Origin of the sequence: Helicobacter sp. 11S03491-1, from assembly GCF_002272835.1 — a bacterium.
Taxonomy (GTDB): Bacteria; Campylobacterota; Campylobacteria; order Campylobacterales; family Helicobacteraceae; genus Helicobacter_J.
Genome location: NZ_MLAO01000013.1, coordinates 38102 through 63317 on the forward strand (window position 1 = coordinate 38102; position 25216 = coordinate 63317).

Here is a 25216-nt window from a genome sequence, read left to right on the forward strand (position 1 = left end):
CTATTTTTTCTCTTTATGGGCGCATTCAGGACAAATACCAATAAATACTGCCGATGTGTCATATAACTGATAGCCACTCATCTTGGCACATTTATTTGAAATATCTGAAATGTCTATTTTGATATCTTCCAGTTTGCCACATTTTTCACAAGCCACATGTATATGATGATCACAACTAAGCTCATAGCGTTGTTTTTGAGCAGGAGCTTTTATTTCACGCAAAATATTGACTTCATATAAGGCTGTGATATTTTTATAAACTGTAGCCAAAGAAATGGAGGGATAATCTTTTCGGATATTCTCATAAATATCATCAATGCTGATGTGCCCATTTTTCTCTATCTCCTTTAGAATGGCAATCCGTTGAGGAGTTACTTTAAGATTTTTGGCTTTTAAACTAACTTCAAAATTCATCATTTGGGTGGGTCCTCTTTTAAGTTTGATTAATCAAAATTTTTATTATATGAAAAATTATAACGAAAAAGTTTTAATGGATTTTTTATATAATTGCAAGTTGTTTTCTTGTAGAATATTTCATCTAAAAATCTAAAAAAGAATATCTATGATTTTAGAAACCTAAACCAATCTGAAATTTAGCTATTTACCTAAAAATAAGAAGTTTTATGTCAAAATTGGGCAAATCAAAAACAACATAAAAATATATAATCAGGAGTTTGTATTGTTTGATACATTGAGTGAATCTTTTAGAAGTGCTTTAAGCAAAATCCGTTTCAATGATGACGAAAAATCACTCGATAAGGCGCTTGAAGAACTCAAAAAATCACTTTTAAGAAATGATGTTTTTCATAAAGTTACAAAAGAATTACTCAAAAATATCCAGATACAAACTAAACAAACCGGCATTGGGAAACAAAATTTCTTAAATGCACTCCAAAATAGTCTTGCCCAAATTCTTGATACAAATGGCAATTATGGGTTTGTTTATGCTACAAAACCACCTACAATTGTGCTTATGACAGGACTACAAGGAAGTGGAAAAACAACTACTTCAGCCAAACTTGCCAATTATCTCAAAACAAGAAATAAAAAAGTCTTACTCGTAGCTTGTGATTTGGCACGTTTAGCAGCAGTAGAGCAACTAACCCAGCTTGCCAACCAAATTGAGGTTGATATTTTTACACTCCCAAATGTCTCTCCCCCGGAAGTCGCAAAAGCAGCCAAACAAAGAGCTATCACAGGGCAATATGATGTAATGATTGTCGATAGCGCAGGGAGATTAGCAATTGATGAAGCACTCATGGGAGAGCTTCTGTCTATCAGAAATGCACTAGAGCCCAATGAAATCTTCTATGTTGCTGATTCTCTAAGTGGTCAAGATGGGATTAGAAGTGCGGATACTTTTAACCAAAAAATAGGGATTACAGGAGTAATTTTAAGCAAGTTCGATAGCGATACCAAAGGAGGGATAGCCCTATCTATTGCTTATCAATTGGGTATCCCATTGCGTTTTATCGGGAATGGTGAAAAAATCCCTGATTTAGATATTTTTATCCCCGATCGTATTATCTCAAGGCTTATGGGGGCAGGCGATATTGCCTCTTTGGCAGAAAAAACGGCTAGCATTTTAGATGAGCAAGAAGCCAAAAATATCAGTAAAAAAATCAAAAAAGGACAATTTACTTTTAGTGATTTTATTGCTCAGATTGAAAATATCAAAAAACTTGGTTCCATGAGTTCTATTATGTCCATGATCCCGGGACTTGGAAATATGGCTGGGGCACTCAAAAATGTAGATTTGGACAATTCAGCTGAAGTGAAAAAAATCAAAGCAATGGTTAATTCCATGACCCTCAAAGAAAGAAATAACCCTGCATTGCTCAATGGAAGTCGCAGAAAAAGAATCGCATTAGGGAGTGGGCTGGAAGTCAGCGATATTAATCGTATTATCAAGCAATTTGACAATGCTTCCAAAATGGCTAAACGTCTTAGTTCCAAAGGTGGTATGCAAGAATTTATGGGTATGATGGGGCAGATGAAAGGAAAGATGTAAATTTTGATTATTTCAGTCTAAAACTTTAATATTTTAATTCACTTGCAATATCTGTTATCTTTTAACCTCTTTTCTCTTGATTGTTTTTTTTCCGGTTGCACTTGATTTTAAAAGCCCTGCATGTTCATTTTTAATCATCAAAGGCCAATCCATTCCTTGTTCTTGAACATTCCATTCAGGATATTGAGCATTTTCAAATTCTAAATAATCTTCAATACAGCACTGTTCAATAAGTTTATAACTAATATAGGCATTCTCAATAACTTTTTCTCCAAAAAGCCCTTTAATTTCTTTTTTAAAATTTTCTTGATAGATCATATAAAATTCAATTTTTTTTCCTTCTAAGATTGTATGATACAAAAAATACCATATCCCAAAGCTTCTAATACTTGGTCTGCCTTTTATACCACCATCTTGATAGATTGTCAAAGTATTTTTTATCCCACCCTCAGATTGAGAACCTCCTATCTTTTTAATCTCACCATCTACAACTATTAAATATACCCTTGCAATATTTTGGGTAAGAATTTTTTGAGACAAAAAATCGCCTTTTTCATTTTTTAGCGCTTTTAAATAATTAAATTTTAGTTTAGTGCTTCCCGGCACAAATTCAACATCAGCGATTTTAAAAGCCGTCTTTACCTGAGATATTTTCAAAATTCATTCCTTAATAATCAATAATTCATGAGAAGTTTTAATATTATGAGTATCTCCTCTTTGTATTCTGTTTTTGCCTATACGAGTTTCACCCTGTCCCATCGTATATTGCCACTTAGGTTCTAAAATCTTAAAATCTTTGTATGTTTCCCTCACCCATTGGCAATCATTATAACTTAATATAAATTTTCCATTATGCTTCTGAAGTAATCCGGCTAAAAGTTGATGATCAAATCCATTGTGATGAATAGGAAAATTCCTTTGAGGATAAATGCCTTTGAACATCTTAGAATCTCCATCTAAAAAATAAGGCGGATCAAGATAAAAAAAGTCATTTGGATACTTTTGGAAAGCTATTTCAAAACTCGCACATTCTACACTCAAACGAGGTAAATAAAAGTCTTTAATCTTCTCTAGAGCTTTGAGATAACGATTTTTATCTTCATAAATACTGCTCATCCATCCTAAAAATCCCGGTCCATAACTAAGATTAAAATTAAAATAATAATCCCTTGCCAACCTCATGGGATCTAAAACAATCTCTTTATTCCAATGATTTTTAAGCTCTGTTTTTATTTGCTGATATACGTCCTTTGTAGGTTGTAATTGATTCAATGCCTCATAAAGTCTTCCCGAATCTTGAAGCAATACTTGCCAAAAATTTACCAAAATATCAAAAATATCAAAAGCCTTCACCTCAAGTCCAAGATCTAATGCACAAGCAATCTCTATACTACCTCCACCCATAAAAGGACTTATAACCCTATCTAAATCATCAGGAAAATGTTCAATTATAAATCCCACTGCCAGTGATTTTCCTCCACCATACCGAATAGGACTAACACAGTAGCGTTTATAAGGAGTTGCTTTTCCCTTAAGAAGTTTTAATAATTTTTCTTTACGTTCAAAATAGGTTAACTTTGTTTCATCAAAAAATAAACTGTCTTTATGTGATTTTATGAGTGCATTCATTTAATATCTTTAAAAATTCTTTTTTGAGATATTATAACATAACATGGTCTTAAGGGGATTTTTAGGATATTTTTATAAAAATTTACTCTTTATCAACTTAAAAAATATTTTTTAGTGTATAATTATCGCTCTTTAAAAGCATTCAAACTTGAGAAAAATCAATATCTCAATAATTAAAATATTCGCTTTTACTTTAAAAATTAAGAAATCAAAAGGAGTAAATACAATGGCAACAGTAATTAGATTAACAAGAATGGGAAGAAAGAAAAAACCTTTTTATCGGGTTGTCGTTACAGATTCTCGCAAAAGAAGAGATGGGGGCTGGATCGAATCAATCGGCTATTACAACCCTTTAACAGAACCCATTGTTGTAAAAATCGACACAGATAGATTGAATTACTGGAAAAGTGTGGGGGCAAAAATGAGCCAAAGAGTAGCCAAACTCTCTCAAAAATAAGTAATTTTAAAAATGATAGAACAGTTTTTACAAGATTATGTCAAAAAAATAGTCCAACAGCCTGAGAAAGTAAGCGTCTCTATGGAAACTTCCCAAGAAGATGGGTATAGAAATATTATCATTTATACTTCTCCTATTGATATAGGACGTATTATTGGCAAAGACGGCAAAATGATTAGCGCACTCAAAACATTTGTATCCGGAGCAAAAGCAAAAGATGGTTTCACATACAAAATAGTTGTTCAAGCAAATGACACTTAAAAATGATATTTCCTTAATACAAATTGGTAAAATCGGTAGAACCATTGGTCTTCATGGAGGGCTAAAGTTTCATTTGATTACTGATTTTCCACAAAGTATTCAAAAAAATCTCATCTTAACCCTTGAAATTTCTCATATTGGACACTCCAAAACCGACAACTATACAATCAAAAGTTTTGACACTCAAAATTCTATTATTTTTTTTGAAGAAATCACAGATATAATCCAAGCAAAATCATTAATAAATGCCTATGCGTATGCAAGTTTGGAAGATACCAAAAAACTATGTCCTTTGAAAAAAAATGAATTTTTTTGGTTTGATCTCTTTGATTGTGAAATTATTGAAGAAGAAGAAATATTGGGCAGAGTGAGCGACATTCAACGTATTGGGGCTACTGATTATCTCCTGGTGGCAACCTCAGAAAAATTGATCTCACAAAAATTACCAAGAATCTTCATGATACCCTATATCCAACACTTTATTTTACAAACTTCTTTAGAACAAAAATCTATTTTTGTTAAAGGGGCTAGGGCTATTTTAGAGGCTAGCTAATGGAGTTTAGTTTTTTAACCTTATTCCCATCTCTTATTAATGCTTATTTTGAAGACTCTATTCTTAAAAAAGCTATCACAAAAAATCTTATAAAAATCAATACTATCAATATCCGAGATTATGCCAAAGACAAATATCAAAAAGCTGACTATGCCCAAATTGGAGGCGGAGCTGGTCAAGTATTAGACCCTGTTTTGATCCAAAAAGCGCTTGATTGCATCCAAGGAGAAAAATATACTCTCTTTCTTAGTCCTTGTGGCAAACCTTTTTTGCATAATGATTCCCTCCGACTTGCCTCAAAAAAACATATTGTCCTTGTATGCGGACGTTATGAAGGTTTTGATGAGCGATCTATTGAAACACAAGCAGATGAAGTGTTTTCAATTGGAGATTTTATTTTAACAGGAGGAGAACTCCCTGCATTATGCTTGTGTGATAGCATCTCCAGACAAATAAAAGGCGTAATTGGAAACCCTCAATCCCTCATTGGGGAAAGCTTTCAATCCCATCTTTTAGAAGCGCCAAATTTTTCAAGAATACTGCATCTGGAAAAAAAATTTGAAAAATTCTCTCCACCTTCAGAGTATTCAAAGGGAAATCATAGTAAAATCGCAGACTTAAAAAATAATCTGGCAGTTTTAAAAACACAATATTTTAGACCGGATTTATACCAAAAATGGAAGGTAACAAAAAGGGTATCCAATGAAAAATAGATATATTGAAAGTTTTGAAAAAGCTCAAATTGGCGATAAAAAAGTTCCTCATTTTAAAGCAGGGGATACAATCAAATTAGGTATCAAAATTAAAGAAGGCGAAAAAAGTCGTATCCAAAATTTTGAAGGTATTTGTATTTCTATCAGAGGAAATGGCGTGGATAGGACATTTAGCATTCGCAAAATGGGGGCAAATAATATCGGGGTGGAAAAAACATTCCCCATCTATAGTGAAAGCCTTGAAAGTATAGAAGTTTTGAGGATCGGGAGGGTTAGAAGGGCAAAGCTCTATTATCTGAGAGATAGAAAAGGAAAATCCGCCAGAATCAAAGAACTCAGAAAATAATCCGGTCTTTATTTTTTCATTCATCTAGAATGAAAAACTTCCTCCTATTTTGAGATTTAGATATCGCGGAATTTTGTAGCCTTTAGTTTGACCAAGCTTTGTCCCACTTTGAAGTGCAACATCAAATATGCCAAGTATATTGATGCCTCCGGTAAGAATCAAGCCATCATCTTGACGAATATCTTTCATCGCTCCTGTACGCAAATCAAAGTATTTCAAATCAAATTTAAATCCCCCTCCAATCATTTGGCTTTGTTGTTTTTTGTAATTAAAATTTAGCATATCATTGGGCAAAATATCTGCATCAAAGGCTAGAGTAAAATAGCGTTCATTATAAGCTATTCCAACGCGATATTGAGGTTTGATAACAATATTTCCAAAATCATATTTAAAAGTTGGAAAATTAAGATTTTTTGCCACTACCCCAAAACTCAAATAACGAAACTTAGGGAAATCAATCTCATACATCATTCCCAGATCAACTCCAAATGTACTATAAGATTGATAATTCCTTTTTGCTACAAAATTTTGAAGGTCATGGGCTATATTCATATGATCGCTTAAATAAATGTTTTGATTAGCGCTAATGCCATTCATAAATTTTGCGGCAACACCAATGTTAAAATTTGAATTTTTGAAATAAAATGTTTTTGCATAACCAATAGGTATTTCTGAAAGAATGAATGTTGATGTAACAATTTTATGCCCATCTCCTTGTTGGAGAGAATAAGAAAGCGAATGCTCCTTATAATCAGTCTCATTTGTAGTCTGTTCATCCCAACCGCCTGTATTATTTGGAACAAGTTTGTAATAATTAGCCCCATTTTGAACAATCAAGTCCATACGATTAGGATCGCCATTGAGTGAAATGCCTGCATACATTGACCCAAAATATCCTAATGCCACAGAACCAAATTCCTCTCGAATAATTGAGGAAGAGAGTTGTAACACAATCCCATTTTGACTATTTAAGCTTAGATGATTGTCTTTGAGGATTTGTTTAAGGGTTTCCATATTCCGGGGAGAAGAAGCGATATTTTTAAGATTCAAACCTGCAAGTTTATCAATATTTCTTTGACGATATTCCACCCCAATACTATAGCCAAACTTTGTTTTGTTATCTGCGCTCAATAATGCGGGGTTATAATACAAACCATAAGGAGAAGCGCTGAGGGCAACCCCTGCTCCGCCCATCCCGGACGAAACATTCCCAATGCCTCCAAACTCTAAAGCCCCTAGAGAAGATAAAAATATCAAGCACCCACTCATCCATGCCGGAATTTTTCTCACTTATGCTCCCTTATAGGTTTTTTGGACAAGACTTTATTACTATTTAGCTACCAAAACAGGGATTGGAGAAGAATTAATAAAGCTATTTTGATGAGAATTAAAAATTCGATGCAACAAAGAAGACTCACTTGCTCCGATAACTAATAAATCGTATTTATCAGCAATTTCAAGGACAACATCAATAGGGTTCCCGCTTTTAAGAATTTTTTTACAATTAATGCCTTCATCTTGAAATGTTTTTCCAAATTCATCTAAAATTTCATTAGATTTTTCTTTTTCTATGTTTTCAATTGTTCCATAATCCACAATACCACTTTCGGCATAAACCAATACTTCCGGGGTTACATGCAAAAGAGTAAGCTCAATTCCATCGCGATGACCAAACAAATTAATAATTGTTTTTATCGCTCTTCTACATTCTTCTGTATCACTCACACCAAATAATATTTTTGTCATTTTTTCTCCTTCATTCATTGATAAATTCACTTATTTTATCAGAAAATTCCATAACATAAGGCAAAATCTTTATATCTCCTGTAACAACAGATATTTTCTCTCCTATTAATGCAACACTATTGCATTGACTTACTATACTAATAGCATTTGAACTATATTTTCCCCCATCATAGGCTTCAAAAATTCCTTCTGCATATTTTCCCAAAATCATATTCACACGCCCATTTTTGACATGAAGAGGGGATTTTAATTTAGCTATAATGGGCTTGGGATAATAAGCATTCGCTCCTCTTAGCCTCTCTAATGCCGAAAGAACAATACTATGAAGATTTACCATTCCACTCAGAGGGTTCCCCGGAAGGGCAAAAATAATACTTTTTCCTAAAGTTGCAAGCATAATCGGGCGTCCGGGTTTGAGATTGATTTTATGATAGCTTATTTTTGCACCATAGGATAACAATGACTTTTCTAACAAATCTGCTTCACCAACACTTGCCCCCCCACTTGTAATCACAACATCATATTCTTCAAAATTCAAGATAGCCTTATGAAGCTCTTGTGTGCTATCATTTAAAATCCCTAAGTACTTTGAGTGATGTCCATAAACACTTAATAAAGAAATAATCCCTACCGCATTGATATTATAAACTTGATGTTGGCTTGCTTTTTCTCCAGGTTCAACAACCTCATCTCCTGTAGAATATACAGCTATTTTTAGTTTTTCATAAACTTCAATTTCTGCAATACCTTGAGAGGCAATCAAGGCAATCAACCCATGAGTAAGCTTATCTCCTCTCTTGGCGATCACGCTCCCTAATGCTCTCTCCTCCCCTTGAAAACGAATATTTTCGTTGTGTTTAAAATGTTTTTGAATTTGAATAAAACAATCTTGTAAGACCATGCTATCCTCAAAAGGAACAACCACATCTGCTCCTTTTGGGATCTTGCCGCCTGTCATGATTTTGATACATTCCCCATCTGACACCTCCAATCCTTCTGTATCTTCTCCTGCCAGAATTCTACCTTTGAGTTTAAGCTTTTTGTCCAAATCAGAAATTTTGAGGGCATAACCATCCATTGCAGAATGATCAAAAGCAGGCAATGGACGCGAACAAAATATATCAAACGCCAAAATATCACCCAAAACCTCATAAATATTTTTTCTCACAACTTCCAAATGAGGAAGTGGCAAATTAAAGTTAAAGTCTTGTGCCTCTTTTAGAGAAATTATATCCATCTTATTTCCTTAGAATAACTTTTTCAAAGCCAAAAATGCCAGATTCAATTCATCCTTAAAGCGAACCATTATCGCAGGGATAACCAAAATAATCACCACCAAAGCAATAGCAATTTTCACAGGAAATCCAATTGCTAAAAGATTAAATTGTGGGTGAGTTTTCATAATCATACCAAAAATAATATCGCTCAAAAGTATCAATCCTAAAATAGGAAATGCCATAGCAAAACCAATTAAAAACATATTCGCAAATGCCTTAGTCATATAGGCTACAATATCCCTACTCAAAACAAATTCCCCTAAAGGTAAGCTCAAAAATGTATGAGAAACAAATAACAATATAAAATGATGAAAATTTGCGCTCAAAGCTATCACAACTGCTAAAAGCGCAATTCCTTGTCCCACAATAGGTTTTTGAGATCCTGAAAGCGGATCATAAGCGCTTGCTATGGTAAAACCCATAGAAAAACTAATGCTATCTCCTGCAAATGCAATTGCCCCAAAAACAATTTGCAAAGCCAGCGAAGCTACAAATCCAAGCATAATTTCCATAGCTCCTGCTATCACAAACTGATCCGGAGTGAAGTCAAAAGAAACATGAGGGATCAGAGGGAAAAAAAGCACACTAACAAAAAAAGTTAGGGCTGCTCGGACTGAAATAGGCACAAGTTGGCTATCAAAAAAAGGGAAAAAAGCAAAAATCCCCCCAAAACGTAAAAGTAAAAGTAAGAAATACCCTACATTTCCATCTGTTAGGCTATTTAAAAGTTCCATCTAATCAAAGTCCCTAAAAATTGCCCCTACATCAATACCATTTACAACGTATAACTTACATTTTTCAAGTAAATTTTCTGCCCCTTGGCATAATTCTATACTTGAAATTCCATGGGAAATAGAAATTTTTGCCTCTAAAAAAGCACTGAGTTGATCACAAATTTTTAAGAACTCTCCATAAACAGGGCTATAGGTATCATAATTAAAATTTTCCATCAATTCTTCCCCGCTCTGTGCTACTCTTGTAAAACATTCTATTTTATAACGATTACTAAATTCATTTTGAGTAAAATAGACAATATCCTCAGCAATGTTAGAAGGAACTATAGAGAGAATCTTATTTTTGACTGCATCTTCTTCTATTTTTTTGATATGTTCATCAAGCCCCATTACACTACGTTTGATAGGCGAAATAATATCTCGAGTAAGTATTTCAGGAAGATCATGAAATAACCCACATAAAAAATGATTAATACGCATTTGTTTGCAAGCTTTAATATCCAAACTCAACAAATACGCACTGATTGCTACAAATAACGTATGTCCTAATACACTTGTAGCTGGAACACGCGGTGTTTGACTCCAACGTTTTTGAAACCGCAGTTGCCCAAACATTGTAACCAACTCACGCACATTTTTAAACATGACAATCTTTTGAATCCCACACAAATGATAATGCTCCTCAACTTCTTCATCAATGATTTTTTTAATATTTTCTACATCATACATATGGGGATTGAAATGATAGATAATATCAAATTCCCATTTTGAGGCGTAATAATGGGATGCTCGTAAGATCTCTACCTCAAGTCCAACTTGGGGGGAACGGAGGTAATCATGCATTTCTTCAATAAACCCATAACCCTTCAATTCTTCTTGCATTTCACCCATTACATACCGTGCAAGCTCATTTTGATGGTGTTTTTGAAGTTGGTGAAATACAGGGGGCTTAATATCTGTAAGCACAACACGAGAAAAAAATTCAAAACAAAAATATTTAATAAGTTTTTCCCAATCAATACATATGCCTTTTTCTTGCTCTTCATAACGAGCAAGTAAGTAAGCAATAACCATTTTATGGGCTTGTTTATCTAACTCTACAAACTCAACAGGGCAAGCTTGATCATTCCATCTTCGAATAGAGGCTGCAACAAAAATTCTTCGCAACAATTTAGCATTGAGTCTTGGCTTTGGCATTAGCCACCTCCAGTTAAATATGGGAAATTTTACCATACTTTTACCCTACCTTGCCAAAGCCAATTGTGCATAAAATCTAAAAATTATAACTTAAATAAGCGCTAAGGGATCTCCCCGGAGCAGGTTGTCTGCCTGCAGGTGAAGTGCCTATCCCTCTAAAATAATATTTCATATTGAAAATATTGTTCATCGCCAAACTGCCTTCAATTTTTTGACGTCCGGATTTCCATAATATTTGGCTTACTTGAGCATTCCATACCCAATACCATGGCAATTCTCCGGCTTTTTGGTCAGCAGTTTCTGCCTTTGTGTTGAGAATATCACTATAAGAAGGGCTATAATAATAGCTTGAAACCCCAAAAGTTGTTTTTCCCAGTGTTAATGTCCCATCTAAGACAAATTGATGGGGAGAGACATAAGGGAGTTGCTTCCCACGAACGCTATTACCTCCTCCATTAACACTATGAGTAGTAATCACTGCATCTGTATAAGTATAACCTGCATGGAGATTCAAATTTTCAATCGGAGAAAAATAAATTTCTAATTCTACCCCTTGAGATCGAGCTGAAATAGGAGTCTTTGAAAAAGAACTCACTTGCCAATTATCTCCAAAAATTGCAAAATAATTCGCATTGACACTTAATTGGTCATTCAAATAATATCTGCCTCCCCCCTCAAGAGTATTGAAATAAGTAAAATAGTTTTTCCCTTGCCCTGCAACATCTCCTGTTTGAGGAGGTAAAAAGCTTTTTTGGTAATTAAAATAAAATAACAAATCTTTAATGGGCTTATAACCAATATTGATTGCCGGATTCCATGTATTTACCAATCGATGTGATGTTTTGCCTTTATAAAGAGTATAGTTAAGAATCTCATAACGAATACCCGGGGTAATGGTAAAAATATCAAAAATATTAAATTCATCACTCAAATAAAGGGCTGTATAATTATTTTGGAGACTTTGGTTGTTTGTTGTCGTAGAAATATGGGTTGCTAGTGTGTCCTTGACCGCTTTAAACCAAATGTTCTCAGTCAAAAATCGAGCGCCAAAAATCAAATTTTGTTTGAAATTACCTGTTTGGATACTCATATTTACTTTGGGCTCAACGCCATTAATTACAAACCTTCTGGCATTATCGGTAATATCTGTCGGGCTGCTATCATAACCTGAAGTAACCTTATTATAATTACTATCAATAGTAAAATTTCGAGTCATATCATGTGTATAGTAAGAAAAACTAAAATTTCCGCCCACTTTTTCTGTATCGCCAAAATAATTATTATAAACAACCCCAAATCGTTTTGCTACTCCATCATTGTGATTATTGGGTCTTTTGTTTTGAAATCTGTCCTTTTTATAATCACTTGTACTCAAAGATCCCGGATCGCTGGCAAAATAACTATAATACTGATAATACATTTTGACATTATTTTCAGGATTGATTTTGTAAATCCCTTGAAGTAAATAATTTTGCACACTAGTGGGGCTATTTTCTCGAAAACTTTGTCCCCCTACATAGTTGGCTTGGGCTTGAATACCAAAATGTTCATTGATCATCCCACCGGTTTTTAAATAAGTATCATAAAGCATATTATTGGCTACAGTTTCTCCATTTTTTCTAAAAGGTACACCTGCATCTTTACCCCAAAAAGTAACTCTCTGGGCTACTTGATTTTCCCATTCTTGAGGAATTTCTTTTGAAATGATATTGATGACTCCTCCAAAAGTATTGGGTCCATATTGCACGCTTGCTCCTCCTTTGATTACATCAATACGATCTACTGCTTGGAATGTAATAGGAAAAATCGCAAGCTCAAGGTTAGAATAAGGACCTCCATAAATAGGGATGCCATCTAAGAGAATAAGCCCTGTATTGCTATGCCCATTTCCTGCCCCACCAAAACCTCTGAAACTAATCTTTGGCAATACGCCAGTCCCGGTATAATCTCTCACTTGCACACCTGTAACATTTTGAAGTGCTTCATCAATACTTTGATTGGCTGTATCTTTTAACTGCTTATTTGAAATTACTGTTCTTGAACCCTTGAAATCTTTGATTTCTTCTGAACGCCAACTGGTAGGCTCCCCTCCACTTCTTTGTGCAGAAGCTTCAACTTTTTGAAGTGTATAATCCTCTGTTTGCTCAGCGCCAAGTGTTGTAAATAAACCTATAAAAATAACAAATATGATTTTTGTTTTCATAATATTCCTTAAATATCATTTAATAATAATCTCAAACTCAAAAGAGAAACCTCTCTCCACCTTTTAAACCTAAAAAATTAAAAATTCATACTTAAATTAATCCAAAATCTTCTCCCTTCTTGTGCAATGTTATAACGATTGACAATAACATCATGCCCTTTATCTTGCTTGACATAAGTATAATCTTGAAAATTTTTATCAAATAAATTATAGACACCAAAACTCCCGCGTAAATTCTTGCTTAATTGATAACTTGCTACCAAATCAAATACCGCGTAGGGGTTATAATGTCCAATAGTATTTTTAATTTCAGAACCTTTAGCACCATTAATTACAGCACTTGTAGGCAAAATAGCTCTGGAAGATTTGTAATTTCCCATGATATAAATATCAAAGTCTTTGTAAGTGTAATCAAACTTGCCATATACTTGATGTTTTGGAGTATCTACAAGAGGTGATCCATGAAATATACCTTTAGTATAACGACTATCCAAAAATGTATAAGAACCCTCTAAAGAAAATCCGTAAAACTTTTGAGTATTTAAATAAATCTCAACCCCTTGGACATAAGCAGCATCTTGATTGGTAAACATATTGCAATAAGCATTACTTCCGGAGCTATCAAAAGGCACACATCTGGGAGTATCATTGGGATGGACAACAGCTTTAGCAATCTTATCAGCAAAATCATTGAAAAAATATGTAAAGCTCACTTCCCCAATATTTTCCCAATCAAATACAGCAGAAATTTCATAATTGACGCTATGTTCGGGCTTGAGATTTGGATTTCCTATATACGGAAATGCTCCTTGATTGCCATAACCATTGATTCCGGGAACAAGCTCATTAATATAAGGAGCCTTATACCCGGTAGAAATCCCCCCCTTTAAGGTAAAAAATTTCACAGGAGTATAAGCTAAATATACTCTGGGAGAAAAATTAGAACGATAAGTTTGATTGTAATCATAACGCAACCCCAGTGTGATAGATAACACCTCTAGAGGATCCCATTCGTCCTCTATGAACAAAGCTCCTGTATTCTGAGAAAATGTTGCAGGAGTTACCAGCAAATCACGCATCCACTCAAACCAATACCTTCCCCCTATGCTCAAATTATTACTATACCAACCTTCTCCAAGCGTGGAAACAAGCTTGGTATCTACAATCACATCACGACCTTCTAATTTTCTGTTGTCATAATTTTTTATCTTTCCGGGTTTATGCCCAATTACTCTGCCTTTATTGGCTGTATCGTTATACTGGATTGATGTATCCCATTTTCCAAAATCATAGCTTCCCTCATAAGCTAGGATAAAATTTGCCCTTGTGTTAATATAATTCTTTCTGGCACTCAATTCTCCCCCTAACTGCTGTTTAGAATTGTCATAATCATCATAAAAATATTGCGCATCTATATAAGTATAATTTTTGTCATCAATTTGCCATGCTAATCTCCCGCCCACATCATAAATATTAGCTTTTGTAGGCAATCCCAAATATACAGGAGTAGCAGGAGTTCGTATCAAAGTAACCCCATCTTTCTTATAAGACACTGAAGTATCCCAAGGGGTGCGAAAATATTCTCTGGTGCGCAATGAAAAAGCAAGTTTATCTTCTACAATAGGCATACTCAAATACATATCTTGAGAATATTGTGCCCCATATTTTTCCATATGCTGGTTTTGGATACTCGAAATATCTGCAGCACCTTCAAAATGCTTCATATTAGGCTTCTTGAGAATAATATTTACAATCCCTCCAATAGCATCGCTTCCATAAAGCGTGCTCATAGGACCTCGAATGATCTCAATTCTGTCAATCGCAGAGGAGGGAGGCATGAAACTTGAGAATGCTTGAGACCAACCAACATTGTCTGTAGCAATATTTCCCCCGGCATCTTGTCTATGCCCATCCATCATAATGAGTGTATAATCACTAGGCATACCCCGAATACTAATATTAAGCCCTCCTGTTTTGCCCATCTCTGTACCAATATCCACACCGGGGACTCCATTAACAGCGCCTGCTAAATCAAAAAATTGCTTTTGTCTAATTTGCTTACCGCTAATAATTGAGATACTCGCAGGAGCATCTTGTATATTTTGGGCAAAACCACTTGCAGACACAACAGATTTTTCTAAAGTATAAGTTTCTAGTGAATTATCTTGTGCAGTTAATAAAACCGGCAATAAGAACCATAATCTTTTTTTCATCACAATATTCCTCACTGATTTAATGCGTGGAATATTATGGTAATAATTCTTACAGCTAAATTAAATTATCAAGAAAATATGAATAAATAATAAAAATTTATAAAAAACTAAAACATATAAAAATAGGGATTTTTAAAACATAAAAATTATTTTCTAATAATATAAGGTACTCCTGTTACCCCCGCTTGCGCAAGCTCTTTGCCAATTTCAACAATTTGAGCAGTATTAACTTGTTTGGGTTGATAAGTCTTTTGGAATACTGATTTTAATAAAGTAATTTTATCTTTTTGAGATTTTTTTCCTTTGAGTTCATCATAAAAACTAGCTGCTTTTTGAATAGAATTCATTCCTAATGCCCCAACAACAAGAAGTTCAATATTGGACTTTTGCAAAGTATCCTCAAGTTTTTGAATTTCTTGATCACAATAAGGGCAATTTGGATCAACAACCATATAAGTCGTCTTAGATTTATCTTTTCCGCTTAATTTAACAACATTGCTTTTATCATATTTTTTAAATATTTCTAAAACCTGTTTGTCTGTGATTGTTTTGTTGTGTTTAAGGGATTCTTCATAGACTTTTCTAAGTGTATTTTTAAAATTTTCATCACTTGAAATCAAAAGTTCAGAAATACCAATAATTGTCTTGCCATCATCGCTTGCCAGTACCGGCATACGAAATCCATTAGGTTGCTCTAAAGAAATAATTTGTATCCCCTTAATATCTGTAGGTTTTGAATCAACCACTTTAACATCAATACCTTGGTTCTCTTTGATTGTTTTTTCCAAAATAGCATTATTAGCCATTAATAAAGACATACTCCAAGAAAATGTCATTGCAAACAAAATAATTTTTTTCATTCTTATCCTTAATTTTAGATTTTATATCATAATAAATCTTAGTAACAACCGGGTTATTTTGATTTTTTAAGATAGCCTTGCGCTTTTAACAATGAAACAATTTCTTTAAAAATTGGAGCTGCTGTTTGGCTTCCATAATAATCTTCATTTACATGCGATCCAAAAGCAACCACACCGATTGTATAAACATTCTCATTATCTTTTGCAAAACCAAAGAACGATCCATTATATAAATTATCATATTTCCCTTCTTTAGCAACCCTTGCTGTGCCTGTTTTCCCTCCTACTATCACCCCTTCAACCTTTGCAGAACGCCCTGTCCCGGAAGACACTACCTTGATGAGTAAATCTTGCATTTTTTGAGCTGTCAGCGCATCAATGACACGTTTCTTAGGAGGAAGTTTAGGAATATAAATATCTCCATTGGGGGCTTTAAGATTTTGAGTAAGATGAGGAGTAACTAAATAGCCACTATTAGAAAAAACGCTATACGCTCGTAATAATTGCATGAATGTTGTACGCAACCCATAGCCATAAGAAGCGCTCGCTTTATATATTTCCCCACTTAAAAGCTTGATACTTGGGAGAAGTCCATTCTTTTCATAGGGCAAATCAATCCCTGTAAATTCTGAGAGTCCAAAATTTTTTAATCCATCATAAAATTCTTTTCCACTTAAGCGTTGGGTAAGCTTAATCATCCCTACATTACTGGATCGTATAATCACATCTTCGATAACAGGATTTTTTGGTGGAGTAGAATCATCTCTAACAATGTATTTTCCTAGTCTATAAATACCATGGTTCAAATCAATACTTTGCATCGGGTTGATTAAATTCTTATCAAGCAATATAGAATAAATAATAGGCTTAATCGTACTGCCAGGCTCATAAGAAACTTCAATTGCATCAACATTTAAATGAGAATAATCTGATTTTTTAATATTTTTAGGATCAAAACGATTAGTTGTAGCCAAAGATAATATTTCACCTGTTCTGGGATTGATAATGCCCACAACTATCTCATCTGATTTATACTTTTTCTTAGCTATATCTAGAATTTCTTCAACCTTTTTTTGCAACTTTAAAGGAGTAGTTAAATATACATTAAAACCATCTTCTCTAGGTATATATTTAGAATCTTTATTTTCAATGATATTAAATCCTATATCGCGTTTTCCCTCAAGTTTGCCATTTTGTTTGGGCGATAAAATATCATCACGATATTTTTCTATCCCCTTTACCCCTTGCGTAGTAGTAATTTTACCTAATTCAACTTTTTTGGTATAGCCAATCACAGGTTCTAAAATATCTCCATATGTATAAACACGACTGATCCCGCTCACCTCAATATCAATACCCATCTTTTGGATAATCCGACCACTTTTGTCTTCATATTCTCTAAACACATCATAAGCTAAAAGTTTTGAATTAAGTTCTCTAAGATTGGCTGCAGTATTTGGACTAATGGTATAAGAAATAACGTTATAGCCTTTTGGAGCAATTTTTTCAAGAATAACCTGTTTGGGGATATTGCTATAAATAGAAAAAAGATTGACAAAAAGTTCTCTCTTCTCCGGATCAATAGATTGGGTATTGACACTGACTTTATAGAGTTTCTTACTTGCAGCCAAATCAAATCCATCTTGACTATAAATAGACCCCCTTAGGGCTACATCTGTTTTAGAAACAACAAGACCGGGCATCTTGCGTGGGATAACAATTTTGGTATAAACAATCCCTGCAAAAATAATAAGACACAAAACAAGTACGACAAATACTAAAAATATCTTTTCTGATTTTTTTAATGCTTCATCCATTAAAATACTTAAATTTGTGTCCTCAAAATCTCTTTGTAAGCGCTGATCGCTTTATTCCTTACTTCTAACATTAATTTCATGCTTGTTTCAGCCTTGCCAATAGCTATAGCAGCTTGATGTAAATCCTTAATCTGCCCACTTGCCATATCTGCCAAAGCTTTATCTGAAGTTTCTTGAGCAAGGTTAAGCTCATCAATAGATTTTTTTAAAAGTTCAGAAAATTCGCCTTTTGTGCCCCCTGTTTTTCCACCCGATACAGAAGAAGCACCTAAGTTTGGCTTAGTAAGCGTTATATCATTTTTGATATTTTCCATTTTAATTCCTTGATTAAGCTTCTTAAGCTTGCAGCATCACAATGGCATTATTTGCCATATTTTTTGCACTTTGAAAAGCAGCTACGTTTGCTTGATATGCCCTGGTCGCTTCAATCAAATCTGCCATTTCAACGACAGGATTCACATTGGGGTAAGCTACATAGCCCTCTGCATTTGCATCCGGATTGCCCGGTTCGTATTTCATCAAAGGCTCTCTATCATCACGAACAATTTTATCTACATACACACTCATTATAGCAGGTTTTGGTAATTTTCCGAAATCACCTTCATCAAGAGGATCTTCATAGATTGCATGATCGTTATTCTTTGCAAGTTTAGCATTCAAGACCTTATTAAAATCAAATGCCTTAAACACGACTTCTTGACGTCTGTAAGGACCTCCTTCATCTGTTCTGGTTGTATTGGCATTAGCAATATTTGAAGAGATAACATTGACTCGAAATCTTTGGGCAGATAAACCATAACCGCTAATATCAAAACCGGATAAAAAAGCCATTTGAATCTCCTATTTATAAATTTTTTCCTGAATCAATTGCATAAGCAAAAATACCCTTATGTTTCTTGATGGCGACAGTTAAGGCTTGATACATGACGCTATTTTTCCCCATTTCACTTGTCTCTACATCCAAATCTACGCTATTACCATCATTTCTAGCCAAATGCCCATCGCGAAAAAACATTGTAGCCCTGTTGTCTTCAAAATATTCTCCCTGAAGATGCTTGGGTGAAGTATGCGCCATTTTAAGCTCAAGATCAGGCTTATGATCCAAAATCTTTGCTTCTTCATGCGCAAGATAAGATTCAAAATCAATGTCCTTAGGACGATAAAATGGAGTATCCGCATTGGCAATATTGCTTGCTATCAAATCTTGCCTTATAGACCGATAATCAAGGGCTTGATAAACTAATGGATAAATTTTTGATGATTCAAAAAATGAAGAAACCACGCTGTCTCCCTGAAATTTTTATATCACAATCAGCAAAAACAAAGCAAAATTTATTCCAAAATATCTTAGAATTTTGAAGCAGGTGTCAGAAACTTTTTGGTAACATTGCGAAATAATTCTCCTGACAAAAATTCGATAAATTGAGGTTTTATGGCTGATAAACGATTATTTTTCTATACTACAATATTAATTGCTATTGGCGTGATTATGAGTTATTCGCTATCTGCATACATTATCATCATTTACAATTATGGTGAGTTTCATTTCCTTGCACGCCAACTCTTTTCGGCTATTATGGGAATATTATTAATGTGGATGTTCTCTCAAATTGATCCGGAAAAAGGATTTAAAAAAATCGGCTGGACTCTGTTTCTTGTAGCATTAGCAATGATGATGGTGATGCCTTTTTTACCGGATAGTATTGCCAGTAGTGCCGGAGGGGCGAAACGCTGGATTCGATTGCCGGGTTTCTCAATCGCCCCCTCAGAGCTTTTTAAACTTGGGTTTGTTTTTTTTCTTGCGTGGAGTTTTTCTAGAAAATTTACCTTTGGAAACAAACACACTATTAAAGAAGAATTTTTAATCATTCTGCCTTATTTGGGGGTTTTTCTTGTTGTGGTATTCCTTATTGCTGTGATGCAAAATGACTTAGGACAAGTCGTTTTACTTGCTATTACATTAGGATTGATGCTTATTTTTGCAGGAGGAAGCCTGCAACTTCTGGGAATTCTTTTTTTAGGTGTAATTGGATTAGGGACACTCACAATTATTACCAGTTCGCACCGTATTTTACGTGTGAAACTTTGGTGGGCGAATGCTCAAGATTCTATCCTTGCCCTACTTCCGGATAAAATTGCCAATTACATTCGTGTAGAAAATCTCCCTGAACCCTATCAAATCCACCACGCAACCAATGCCATTTATAATGGAGGATTTTTTGGTCAAGGGTTAGGCGAAGGGCTGATCAAATTAGGTTTTTTGAGTGAAGTCCATACCGATATGGTTTTAGCCGGAATTACTGAAGAACTTGGTTTTATAGGTCTGGGGATTTGTATTGCATTATTTAGTGCGATGATTTATCGTATTTTTAAAATTGCTAATCGATTAAAAAACCAATCTTATTCACTTTTTTGTATTGGAGTTGCCCTTTTAATAGGATTTTCTTTTATTATTAATTCTTTTGGGGTGAGTGGCATTACCCCTATTAAAGGGATTGCAGTCCCATTTCTAAGCTATGGGGGAAGTTCGCTTATTGCTAATTGTATTGCTATAGGGCTTGTCTTAAGTCTCTCAAGACAAGCAAAAATCTAAAATCTTTGTAAAATTTATTGAATTACCCTTAAAGGCGCTTGATAATCAGGTTCATTTGTGATCTCTTCACAAATTTCTTTATAAATAATTTTTCCTTGAGGATTTACAACAAATACAGCACGGCTAAGTAATCCTTCAAGGGGACTATCTCCGAGTAAAACGCCATAGCTTTTGCCAAATTCTTTTTTCCTAAAATCACTGGCTACACAAATATTATCAATCCCTTCTGCAGAACAAAATCTTCCTTGCGCAAACGGAAGATCCATAGAAACAACAAATACACGAGCATTCTTTAATGAAGCTGCTTCTTGATTGAATTTTCTTGTTTGTGTAGCGCATACTCCTGTGTCCAAACTGGGAACAACATTGATGATTTGGTATTTATCTTGCGTGCCCCCTATTTCAATAGTACTCAAATCTTTACCTACAAGCATCACAACCGGAGCATCATCACTTATATGGAGTTCTTTTCCGACAAGCTTCACAATATTACCTTTAAATTTTACTGCCATATTATTCCTTATTATTTTAGTTTCTCTAAATCCTTTAGAAAGACTTTATTGTATTGGATTTAATTAAATACTTGTTTTATGAGGGCTTTTAAACAAAACTTGCTAAAATCTAAATCATAATTCTTATTCAAATTTCAAAGGTATTTTATGGTAAAAAAATCTTATCTTTTAGACACTTCAATCATTCTGGATGATATACAAAATATCCCTCATCTCTACCAAAATGGGCACAACCGTCTCTTTATCAGTGATGTAGTGATTGAAGAATTGGATAAGAAAAAAGAACTCCAAAATGAAACAGGTTATTTTGCACGTGAATTTTTTCGCTCTATTAATAGCGATGATCCCATCAAATCTCATCATAAAATCCACAAAATAGAAGGAGATTTTCTCAAAGAAATCATTTTTTCTAAGCCTCCCTACCATATCCCTATTATTCTTATTTATCGTCAAAACTACAAAACTATTGGGCTTGATCACTCCCTCAATGATACAAAAATTGCAGAGATTGCCAAAGATTATCACCTTACTTTACTAAGCAATGATATTTCACTCAAAATTCGCTCTCTTGCACGTGGCATCAAGGCGCAATCTCTCTTCCGTGATCGCGTAGAGAATCCAAACGATATTGATTTCTGGCATCATTTTGACCTACACAAAAATAGCGATCTTTCTTCTCTTAAAAATGATAAACAATTCATGAAACTCAAAGATTGGAGTTTGATTGAAATTGATGAGCAAGATAACACAGATAGCGCTTTATATTTTACAGGGAAAAAACACTTTGGCATCAAATTAGATGGGAATTTTGAAGAACTTAAGCTTGATGAAATCCTTGAAGCTTGTGATCCCTATATCAAGCCTATCAATTTAGAACAAAAAATGCTTTATGCTATGCTTATTCATCCCAAAAATCGTGTCAGTATTGCTACAGGCTCTACAGGCAGCGGTAAAACACTGATTGCCCTACAAGCAGGTATTTATTTGGTAAAAAAAGGAATCGTTGATGGCATTATCTATATGCGTAATACCGTAACTGCAAGCGATAAGGAATCAGAATTGGGTTTCCGCAAAGGTGATGAAGCCCAAAAGCTCAACTATTTCATGTATCCCCTTTATAGCGCAATAAACTTTACTATTGATAGACTTCAAGAACAATCTCTAGCCAAAAGGATAGAATACCATGGTGATGTCAATACCATACAAAAAAAAGATGCCACAGAATACTTTTTACAAAAACACAATATTGAAATTATTGATATTGCTCATGCTAGAGGCATAACCATCGGTAAAAAATTTGTGATCTTTGATGAAGTTCAAAATGCCTCTAATGCTACTGTAAAACTTATTGGCACGCGTATTGGCGAAGGAAGTAGGATTTTATTTTTAGGTGATTGGGCGCAAATTGACCACCCCTATTTAAGTAAATTTCGTAATGGCGCTGTGAGTCTCCTGCAAAAAGCCCTTCAAGATAATATTCTCGCAGGTATTCAGCTTAGACAAACAATTCGTAGCGATATTGCTGCTTATTTTGGAGAAAGTTTTTAGTTTTTTATTAAAAAATCAACGAAATAAATCCACTTAAATACTTGATTTTTTCTGCCTCAAGAATGCAAAACAGATTTTCGGATTATCTCTTGATTCCAACGCATTATTGACATATAGAGATAATAATCACAAACAAAAATCATCTAATTCTATATAAAAATTCTAAAATTATAAAATAATACTTAAGATTGTGATTTTCAGTTTTATTTTAATACTTTTTATATATTATTTTTTTCTATAAATAAAAATTATAAAGGAAATTCAAATGAACCAAAAAATCTTATTATGTTGTCTGCTTTCTTTTGTTGGGCTATATGGAGCATCCGTCCCGCAAAAACTTGCAGACAAACCTGCTGATAAACCCTTACGTATTATTACTCATAATAAACAAGTTTATTGTTATGCACCTGTAATTTCTAATGGGGAACATTATGTTTATATTGATAATTGTAATTCCAGTTCTGTGAAACCTGCCAGATATGATGTTTTTCAGAGGATTTCTTTCAATATATATGATAGCTGGTTTTGTGTCACTGCCCCAAGTTCAGTAACCGGAATTGATGGCAAAGTAACCCAAAAATGGGATTATGTCCATTTGCGTCCTTGCGCTATCAATGACAAAAATCAACGCTGGATAGTCAAAGACAATGCTTTTTGGACTGCTGATGGAAAGTTTCGTCTCAAAGACTATGGCTGGTATGGTTATATTTCACAAAAAGCCTCAGATTACTACAATCACACACTTGATCCTTCAATGCAATCTTGGATCAATACCGTTGCAACACCCGGAAACATTAGTCTAAAAACTCCATTAGCATGGACATTTAAAGATTCTCGACAATGGGGGGTTTATTATATCCAAGATAATTACTCCACGCTCGATCAAATAGTCAATCTCTATTATAATCCTGAGAATGGGCATATTGCCCAATATTATCCGGGAAACAACACATTATTTTGTATGACTTCCAACAACACTTCTTCTCAGGATTGGAATTGGGTAAGCTGGAATGCTTGTTCGGATATTATTCCAAAAACCAAAGATAGTATGTATTGGGATATATCTTTTATGGTAGAAAATAAAGGAGTGCTTCAAGATTATCAAGGCAATATCCTAAGAATCACGAAATATGGGACCAACTGGGGAGTGCCTTATACCGTAAAGCGATCTTATTTAGAAAAAGATACTGCCAATACTCCGGATTCTTTGTTTCTTTTGGCTTACGATATAGGTCAATGGAATCAATATGTCAGCGCCAATCTGGGGGACACGCTTGAATATTGTCCTGCCCCCGGCCACAAAGATAGTTCTGCTCAGAGATCAAAACGTTCTTTGCCTCCTACTTTTAGATTGACTCAAGAATGGATTCAAAGACTATGGGAAATAGCCACAACAACTGATGGCGGTACCACATTAATAAGTATGTGTGGGACTTGTCTGCTTCATAGCTATCAAATGATAGCAGAATTGCAAGAATACTCTATAAGCGGGCCTCTTCGAAGTGGGGGATATTTTTTTAACACAGCGCCCAATACAGATCCCTTTGACTCCTTCAGACAAAGGTTTCCCATACTAGCCCAAAGACTTGATTCCACAATTGCTTTTTCCAATCTCCCTTTGCGCCCTCAAGAAAGCGGCAATACGAGAACAAGAAGATTGGGTTATGCAATGTCCTTATCAATGCTCCCCCAGTATGCTTGGCATGTATCTGATTTGGCAACCACGCAGGATCAAATACGTGACAGCATTCAAGAACTTTTCAATGCCCCTGTAGGGACGCTATGGTTTTATATTGTATCGAGATCAAATGCCCAAGGCACAGGTCCGGTTGGTCATGCACAGCCAATTTTACGCACTACTGATGGTTTGGTATTCCCTACTACAAATGCACCCGGAATGACTTTGCAACAATTCACCAGTCGGCTTAATCATTTGAGAAGTGTCGATGAGGTTATTGATCTTCTTAATATTGGAGGAACGCGAACCCTTTACCTTTTTTTAACCCTTCAAGTAACAGGACATCATGAAAACCCTATCAATGCTAGTCTTTCTCTAAACAACTGTGCAGGCGGGGGAAACAACAGAAGAGGGAATCTTAGAATGCCTTCAAGCTCTCTGGTCAATCAATGCCTAAGTGGCAGATGCTCATTGCAATAAGTTGCAATAGTGTATAAAATATTTATTCTCTTGTTTCCAAGAGAATAAATATTACCCTATTTTGATCCATTCGGCAAAAATAACAGATTTAAATATTCATACTCTTATCTTGATTTTGGATTTTAAAATTTATGTTATTTTTTGCTACACTACAGATATCATAGCTATACCTAAAAAATTCTCTATTTTTTACAATCAACATTATCCTCAATTCTCTTCTCTCTCTTTTTTAAAAAGTCTCCATAACTAATGCTATTAATTTAAATAATGATAATTATTATAGGAATATATCTATGAATGATTGTATGGATTTTCTTATTTAAAATAAAAAATAGATTTTTATCTTTAAATTATACACCCTATTATTTAAAATTAGTTTAAGATATAT

Annotated in this window: 25 protein-coding genes; 9 read left to right on the forward strand and 16 right to left on the reverse strand. The window is 34.4% G+C overall.

Features of this window, described 5'->3' with window-relative positions:
- Positions 1 to 417 carry a Fur family transcriptional regulator gene (locus BKH45_RS08085; protein ID WP_095274976.1) on the reverse strand — a complete coding sequence of 139 codons (417 nt, stop codon included), beginning with the start codon at positions 415 to 417 and terminating at the stop codon, positions 1 to 3.
- 262 nt (positions 418 to 679) lie between these two features.
- Here BKH45_RS08085 and ffh point away from each other — a divergent pair, with 262 nt between their 5' ends.
- The gene (ffh, locus tag BKH45_RS08090) at positions 680 to 2011 is read left to right on the forward strand and encodes a signal recognition particle protein (protein ID WP_095274977.1); all 1332 of its coding nucleotides are present in this window, start codon (positions 680 to 682) and stop codon (positions 2009 to 2011) included.
- A 54-nt stretch (positions 2012 to 2065) separates the two neighbouring features.
- On the opposite strand, the gene BKH45_RS08095 is transcribed toward ffh, so the two are convergent.
- Complete coding sequence (locus BKH45_RS08095) at positions 2066 to 2668, reverse strand: type II restriction endonuclease (protein ID WP_095274978.1); 603 nt, start codon at positions 2666 to 2668, stop codon at positions 2066 to 2068.
- A gap of 3 nt (positions 2669 to 2671) precedes the next feature.
- The gene (locus tag BKH45_RS08100) at positions 2672 to 3640 is read right to left on the reverse strand and encodes a DNA adenine methylase (RefSeq protein WP_095274979.1); all 969 of its coding nucleotides are present in this window, start codon (positions 3638 to 3640) and stop codon (positions 2672 to 2674) included.
- A 226-nt stretch (positions 3641 to 3866) separates the two neighbouring features.
- Between BKH45_RS08100 and rpsP the strand changes: the two genes are divergently transcribed.
- Genes rpsP through rplS form a run of 5 tightly spaced genes read left to right on the forward strand, consistent with a single transcriptional unit; the run spans position 3867 to position 5970 of the window.
- On the forward strand, positions 3867 to 4097 hold the full coding sequence (gene rpsP / locus BKH45_RS08105; protein WP_095274980.1) for a 30S ribosomal protein S16: 231 nt from the start codon (positions 3867 to 3869) through the stop codon (positions 4095 to 4097).
- Positions 4098 to 4109: 12 nt separating this feature from the next.
- Positions 4110 to 4358, forward strand: a complete 249-nt coding sequence (locus BKH45_RS08110) for a KH domain-containing protein (protein WP_095274981.1) — start codon at positions 4110 to 4112, stop codon at positions 4356 to 4358.
- Positions 4348 to 4911 carry a ribosome maturation factor RimM gene (gene rimM, locus BKH45_RS08115; protein ID WP_095274982.1) on the forward strand — a complete coding sequence of 188 codons (564 nt, stop codon included), beginning with the start codon at positions 4348 to 4350 and terminating at the stop codon, positions 4909 to 4911. The genes BKH45_RS08110 and rimM overlap by 11 nt, the downstream gene beginning before the upstream one ends.
- Complete coding sequence (trmD, locus tag BKH45_RS08120; protein WP_095274983.1) at positions 4911 to 5624, forward strand: tRNA (guanosine(37)-N1)-methyltransferase TrmD; 714 nt, start codon at positions 4911 to 4913, stop codon at positions 5622 to 5624. The genes rimM and trmD overlap by 1 nt, the downstream gene beginning before the upstream one ends.
- Positions 5614 to 5970, forward strand: a complete 357-nt coding sequence (gene rplS / locus BKH45_RS08125) for a 50S ribosomal protein L19 (RefSeq protein ID WP_095274984.1) — start codon at positions 5614 to 5616, stop codon at positions 5968 to 5970. Before trmD ends, rplS begins: the two co-directional genes overlap by 11 nt.
- Before the next feature lie 24 nt (positions 5971 to 5994).
- On the opposite strand, the gene traF is transcribed toward rplS, so the two are convergent.
- From traF to flgB, 12 genes are all read right to left on the reverse strand, one after another.
- Complete coding sequence (traF, locus tag BKH45_RS08130; RefSeq protein ID WP_257874540.1) at positions 5995 to 7260, reverse strand: conjugal transfer protein TraF; 1266 nt, start codon at positions 7258 to 7260, stop codon at positions 5995 to 5997.
- A gap of 39 nt (positions 7261 to 7299) precedes the next feature.
- Positions 7300 to 7716, reverse strand: coding sequence for a universal stress protein (locus BKH45_RS08135; RefSeq protein ID WP_095275003.1), 417 nt, complete (start codon positions 7714 to 7716; stop codon positions 7300 to 7302).
- A gap of 10 nt (positions 7717 to 7726) precedes the next feature.
- Positions 7727 to 8953, reverse strand: a complete 1227-nt coding sequence (locus BKH45_RS08140; protein ID WP_095274985.1) for a molybdopterin molybdotransferase MoeA — start codon at positions 8951 to 8953, stop codon at positions 7727 to 7729.
- Positions 8954 to 8962: 9 nt separating this feature from the next.
- The gene (gene fliR, locus BKH45_RS08145; protein ID WP_095274986.1) at positions 8963 to 9727 is read right to left on the reverse strand and encodes a flagellar biosynthetic protein FliR; all 765 of its coding nucleotides are present in this window, start codon (positions 9725 to 9727) and stop codon (positions 8963 to 8965) included.
- The gene (locus tag BKH45_RS08150) at positions 9728 to 10960 is read right to left on the reverse strand and encodes an HD domain-containing protein (protein WP_257874541.1); all 1233 of its coding nucleotides are present in this window, start codon (positions 10958 to 10960) and stop codon (positions 9728 to 9730) included.
- 40 nt (positions 10961 to 11000) lie between these two features.
- On the reverse strand, positions 11001 to 13127 hold the full coding sequence (locus tag BKH45_RS08155; RefSeq protein ID WP_095274988.1) for a TonB-dependent receptor: 2127 nt from the start codon (positions 13125 to 13127) through the stop codon (positions 11001 to 11003).
- Between the two features lie 77 nt (positions 13128 to 13204).
- A complete protein-coding gene (locus BKH45_RS08160; RefSeq protein WP_095274989.1) occupies positions 13205 to 15340 on the reverse strand; it encodes a TonB-dependent receptor in 2136 nt (711 codons plus the stop codon).
- Positions 15341 to 15486: 146 nt separating this feature from the next.
- Positions 15487 to 16200 carry a hypothetical protein gene (locus tag BKH45_RS08165; RefSeq protein ID WP_095274990.1) on the reverse strand — a complete coding sequence of 238 codons (714 nt, stop codon included), beginning with the start codon at positions 16198 to 16200 and terminating at the stop codon, positions 15487 to 15489.
- 53 nt (positions 16201 to 16253) lie between these two features.
- The gene (locus tag BKH45_RS08170; protein WP_095274991.1) at positions 16254 to 18017 is read right to left on the reverse strand and encodes a penicillin-binding protein 2; all 1764 of its coding nucleotides are present in this window, start codon (positions 18015 to 18017) and stop codon (positions 16254 to 16256) included.
- 8 nt (positions 18018 to 18025) lie between these two features.
- Positions 18026 to 18331, reverse strand: coding sequence for a flagellar hook-basal body complex protein FliE (gene fliE, locus BKH45_RS08175; RefSeq protein ID WP_095274992.1), 306 nt, complete (start codon positions 18329 to 18331; stop codon positions 18026 to 18028).
- 22 nt (positions 18332 to 18353) lie between these two features.
- A complete protein-coding gene (gene flgC, locus BKH45_RS08180) occupies positions 18354 to 18848 on the reverse strand; it encodes a flagellar basal body rod protein FlgC (RefSeq protein WP_095274993.1) in 495 nt (164 codons plus the stop codon).
- A gap of 13 nt (positions 18849 to 18861) precedes the next feature.
- The gene (gene flgB, locus BKH45_RS08185; RefSeq protein ID WP_095274994.1) at positions 18862 to 19299 is read right to left on the reverse strand and encodes a flagellar basal body rod protein FlgB; all 438 of its coding nucleotides are present in this window, start codon (positions 19297 to 19299) and stop codon (positions 18862 to 18864) included.
- Positions 19300 to 19449: 150 nt separating this feature from the next.
- Between flgB and BKH45_RS08190 the strand changes: the two genes are divergently transcribed.
- Positions 19450 to 20610, forward strand: coding sequence for a putative peptidoglycan glycosyltransferase FtsW (locus BKH45_RS08190; protein ID WP_095274995.1), 1161 nt, complete (start codon positions 19450 to 19452; stop codon positions 20608 to 20610).
- A gap of 14 nt (positions 20611 to 20624) precedes the next feature.
- On the opposite strand, the gene tpx is transcribed toward BKH45_RS08190, so the two are convergent.
- Complete coding sequence (gene tpx / locus BKH45_RS08195; RefSeq protein WP_095274996.1) at positions 20625 to 21122, reverse strand: thiol peroxidase; 498 nt, start codon at positions 21120 to 21122, stop codon at positions 20625 to 20627.
- Between the two features lie 147 nt (positions 21123 to 21269).
- Between tpx and BKH45_RS08200 the strand changes: the two genes are divergently transcribed.
- Both BKH45_RS08200 and BKH45_RS08205 read left to right on the forward strand, forming a co-directional pair.
- A complete protein-coding gene (locus BKH45_RS08200; RefSeq protein ID WP_095274997.1) occupies positions 21270 to 22670 on the forward strand; it encodes a PhoH family protein in 1401 nt (466 codons plus the stop codon).
- A 265-nt stretch (positions 22671 to 22935) separates the two neighbouring features.
- Complete coding sequence (locus BKH45_RS08205) at positions 22936 to 24828, forward strand: DUF1561 family protein (RefSeq protein ID WP_095274998.1); 1893 nt, start codon at positions 22936 to 22938, stop codon at positions 24826 to 24828.
- Positions 24829 to 25216 lie beyond the last annotated feature (388 nt).

Coding starts and splice junctions, on each gene's coding strand:
- BKH45_RS08100 (WP_095274979.1), bottom strand. CDS start 3,640: ATGAATGCACTCATAAAATCACATAAAGACAGTTTATTTTTTGATGAA.
- rimM (WP_095274982.1), top strand. CDS start 4,348: ATGACACTTAAAAATGATATTTCCTTAATACAAATTGGTAAAATCGGT.
- flgC (WP_095274993.1), bottom strand. CDS start 18,848: ATGGCTTTTTTATCCGGTTTTGATATTAGCGGTTATGGTTTATCTGCC.
- BKH45_RS08110 (WP_095274981.1), top strand. CDS start 4,110: ATGATAGAACAGTTTTTACAAGATTATGTCAAAAAAATAGTCCAACAG.
- fliE (WP_095274992.1), bottom strand. CDS start 18,331: ATGGAAAATATCAAAAATGATATAACGCTTACTAAGCCAAACTTAGGT.
- BKH45_RS08135 (WP_095275003.1), bottom strand. CDS start 7,716: ATGACAAAAATATTATTTGGTGTGAGTGATACAGAAGAATGTAGAAGA.
- rpsP (WP_095274980.1), top strand. CDS start 3,867: ATGGCAACAGTAATTAGATTAACAAGAATGGGAAGAAAGAAAAAACCT.
- BKH45_RS08170 (WP_095274991.1), bottom strand. CDS start 18,017: ATGGATGAAGCATTAAAAAAATCAGAAAAGATATTTTTAGTATTTGTC.
- BKH45_RS08200 (WP_095274997.1), top strand. CDS start 21,270: ATGGTAAAAAAATCTTATCTTTTAGACACTTCAATCATTCTGGATGAT.
- rplS (WP_095274984.1), top strand. CDS start 5,614: ATGAAAAATAGATATATTGAAAGTTTTGAAAAAGCTCAAATTGGCGAT.
- BKH45_RS08205 (WP_095274998.1), top strand. CDS start 22,936: ATGAACCAAAAAATCTTATTATGTTGTCTGCTTTCTTTTGTTGGGCTA.
- fliR (WP_095274986.1), bottom strand. CDS start 9,727: ATGGAACTTTTAAATAGCCTAACAGATGGAAATGTAGGGTATTTCTTA.
- tpx (WP_095274996.1), bottom strand. CDS start 21,122: ATGGCAGTAAAATTTAAAGGTAATATTGTGAAGCTTGTCGGAAAAGAA.
- trmD (WP_095274983.1), top strand. CDS start 4,911: ATGGAGTTTAGTTTTTTAACCTTATTCCCATCTCTTATTAATGCTTAT.
- BKH45_RS08155 (WP_095274988.1), bottom strand. CDS start 13,127: ATGAAAACAAAAATCATATTTGTTATTTTTATAGGTTTATTTACAACA.
- BKH45_RS08150 (WP_257874541.1), bottom strand. CDS start 10,960: ATGGTAAAATTTCCCATATTTAACTGGAGGTGGCTAATGCCAAAGCCA.
- BKH45_RS08140 (WP_095274985.1), bottom strand. CDS start 8,953: ATGGATATAATTTCTCTAAAAGAGGCACAAGACTTTAACTTTAATTTG.
- BKH45_RS08160 (WP_095274989.1), bottom strand. CDS start 15,340: ATGAAAAAAAGATTATGGTTCTTATTGCCGGTTTTATTAACTGCACAA.
- BKH45_RS08190 (WP_095274995.1), top strand. CDS start 19,450: ATGGCTGATAAACGATTATTTTTCTATACTACAATATTAATTGCTATT.
- BKH45_RS08085 (WP_095274976.1), bottom strand. CDS start 417: ATGATGAATTTTGAAGTTAGTTTAAAAGCCAAAAATCTTAAAGTAACT.
- BKH45_RS08165 (WP_095274990.1), bottom strand. CDS start 16,200: ATGAAAAAAATTATTTTGTTTGCAATGACATTTTCTTGGAGTATGTCT.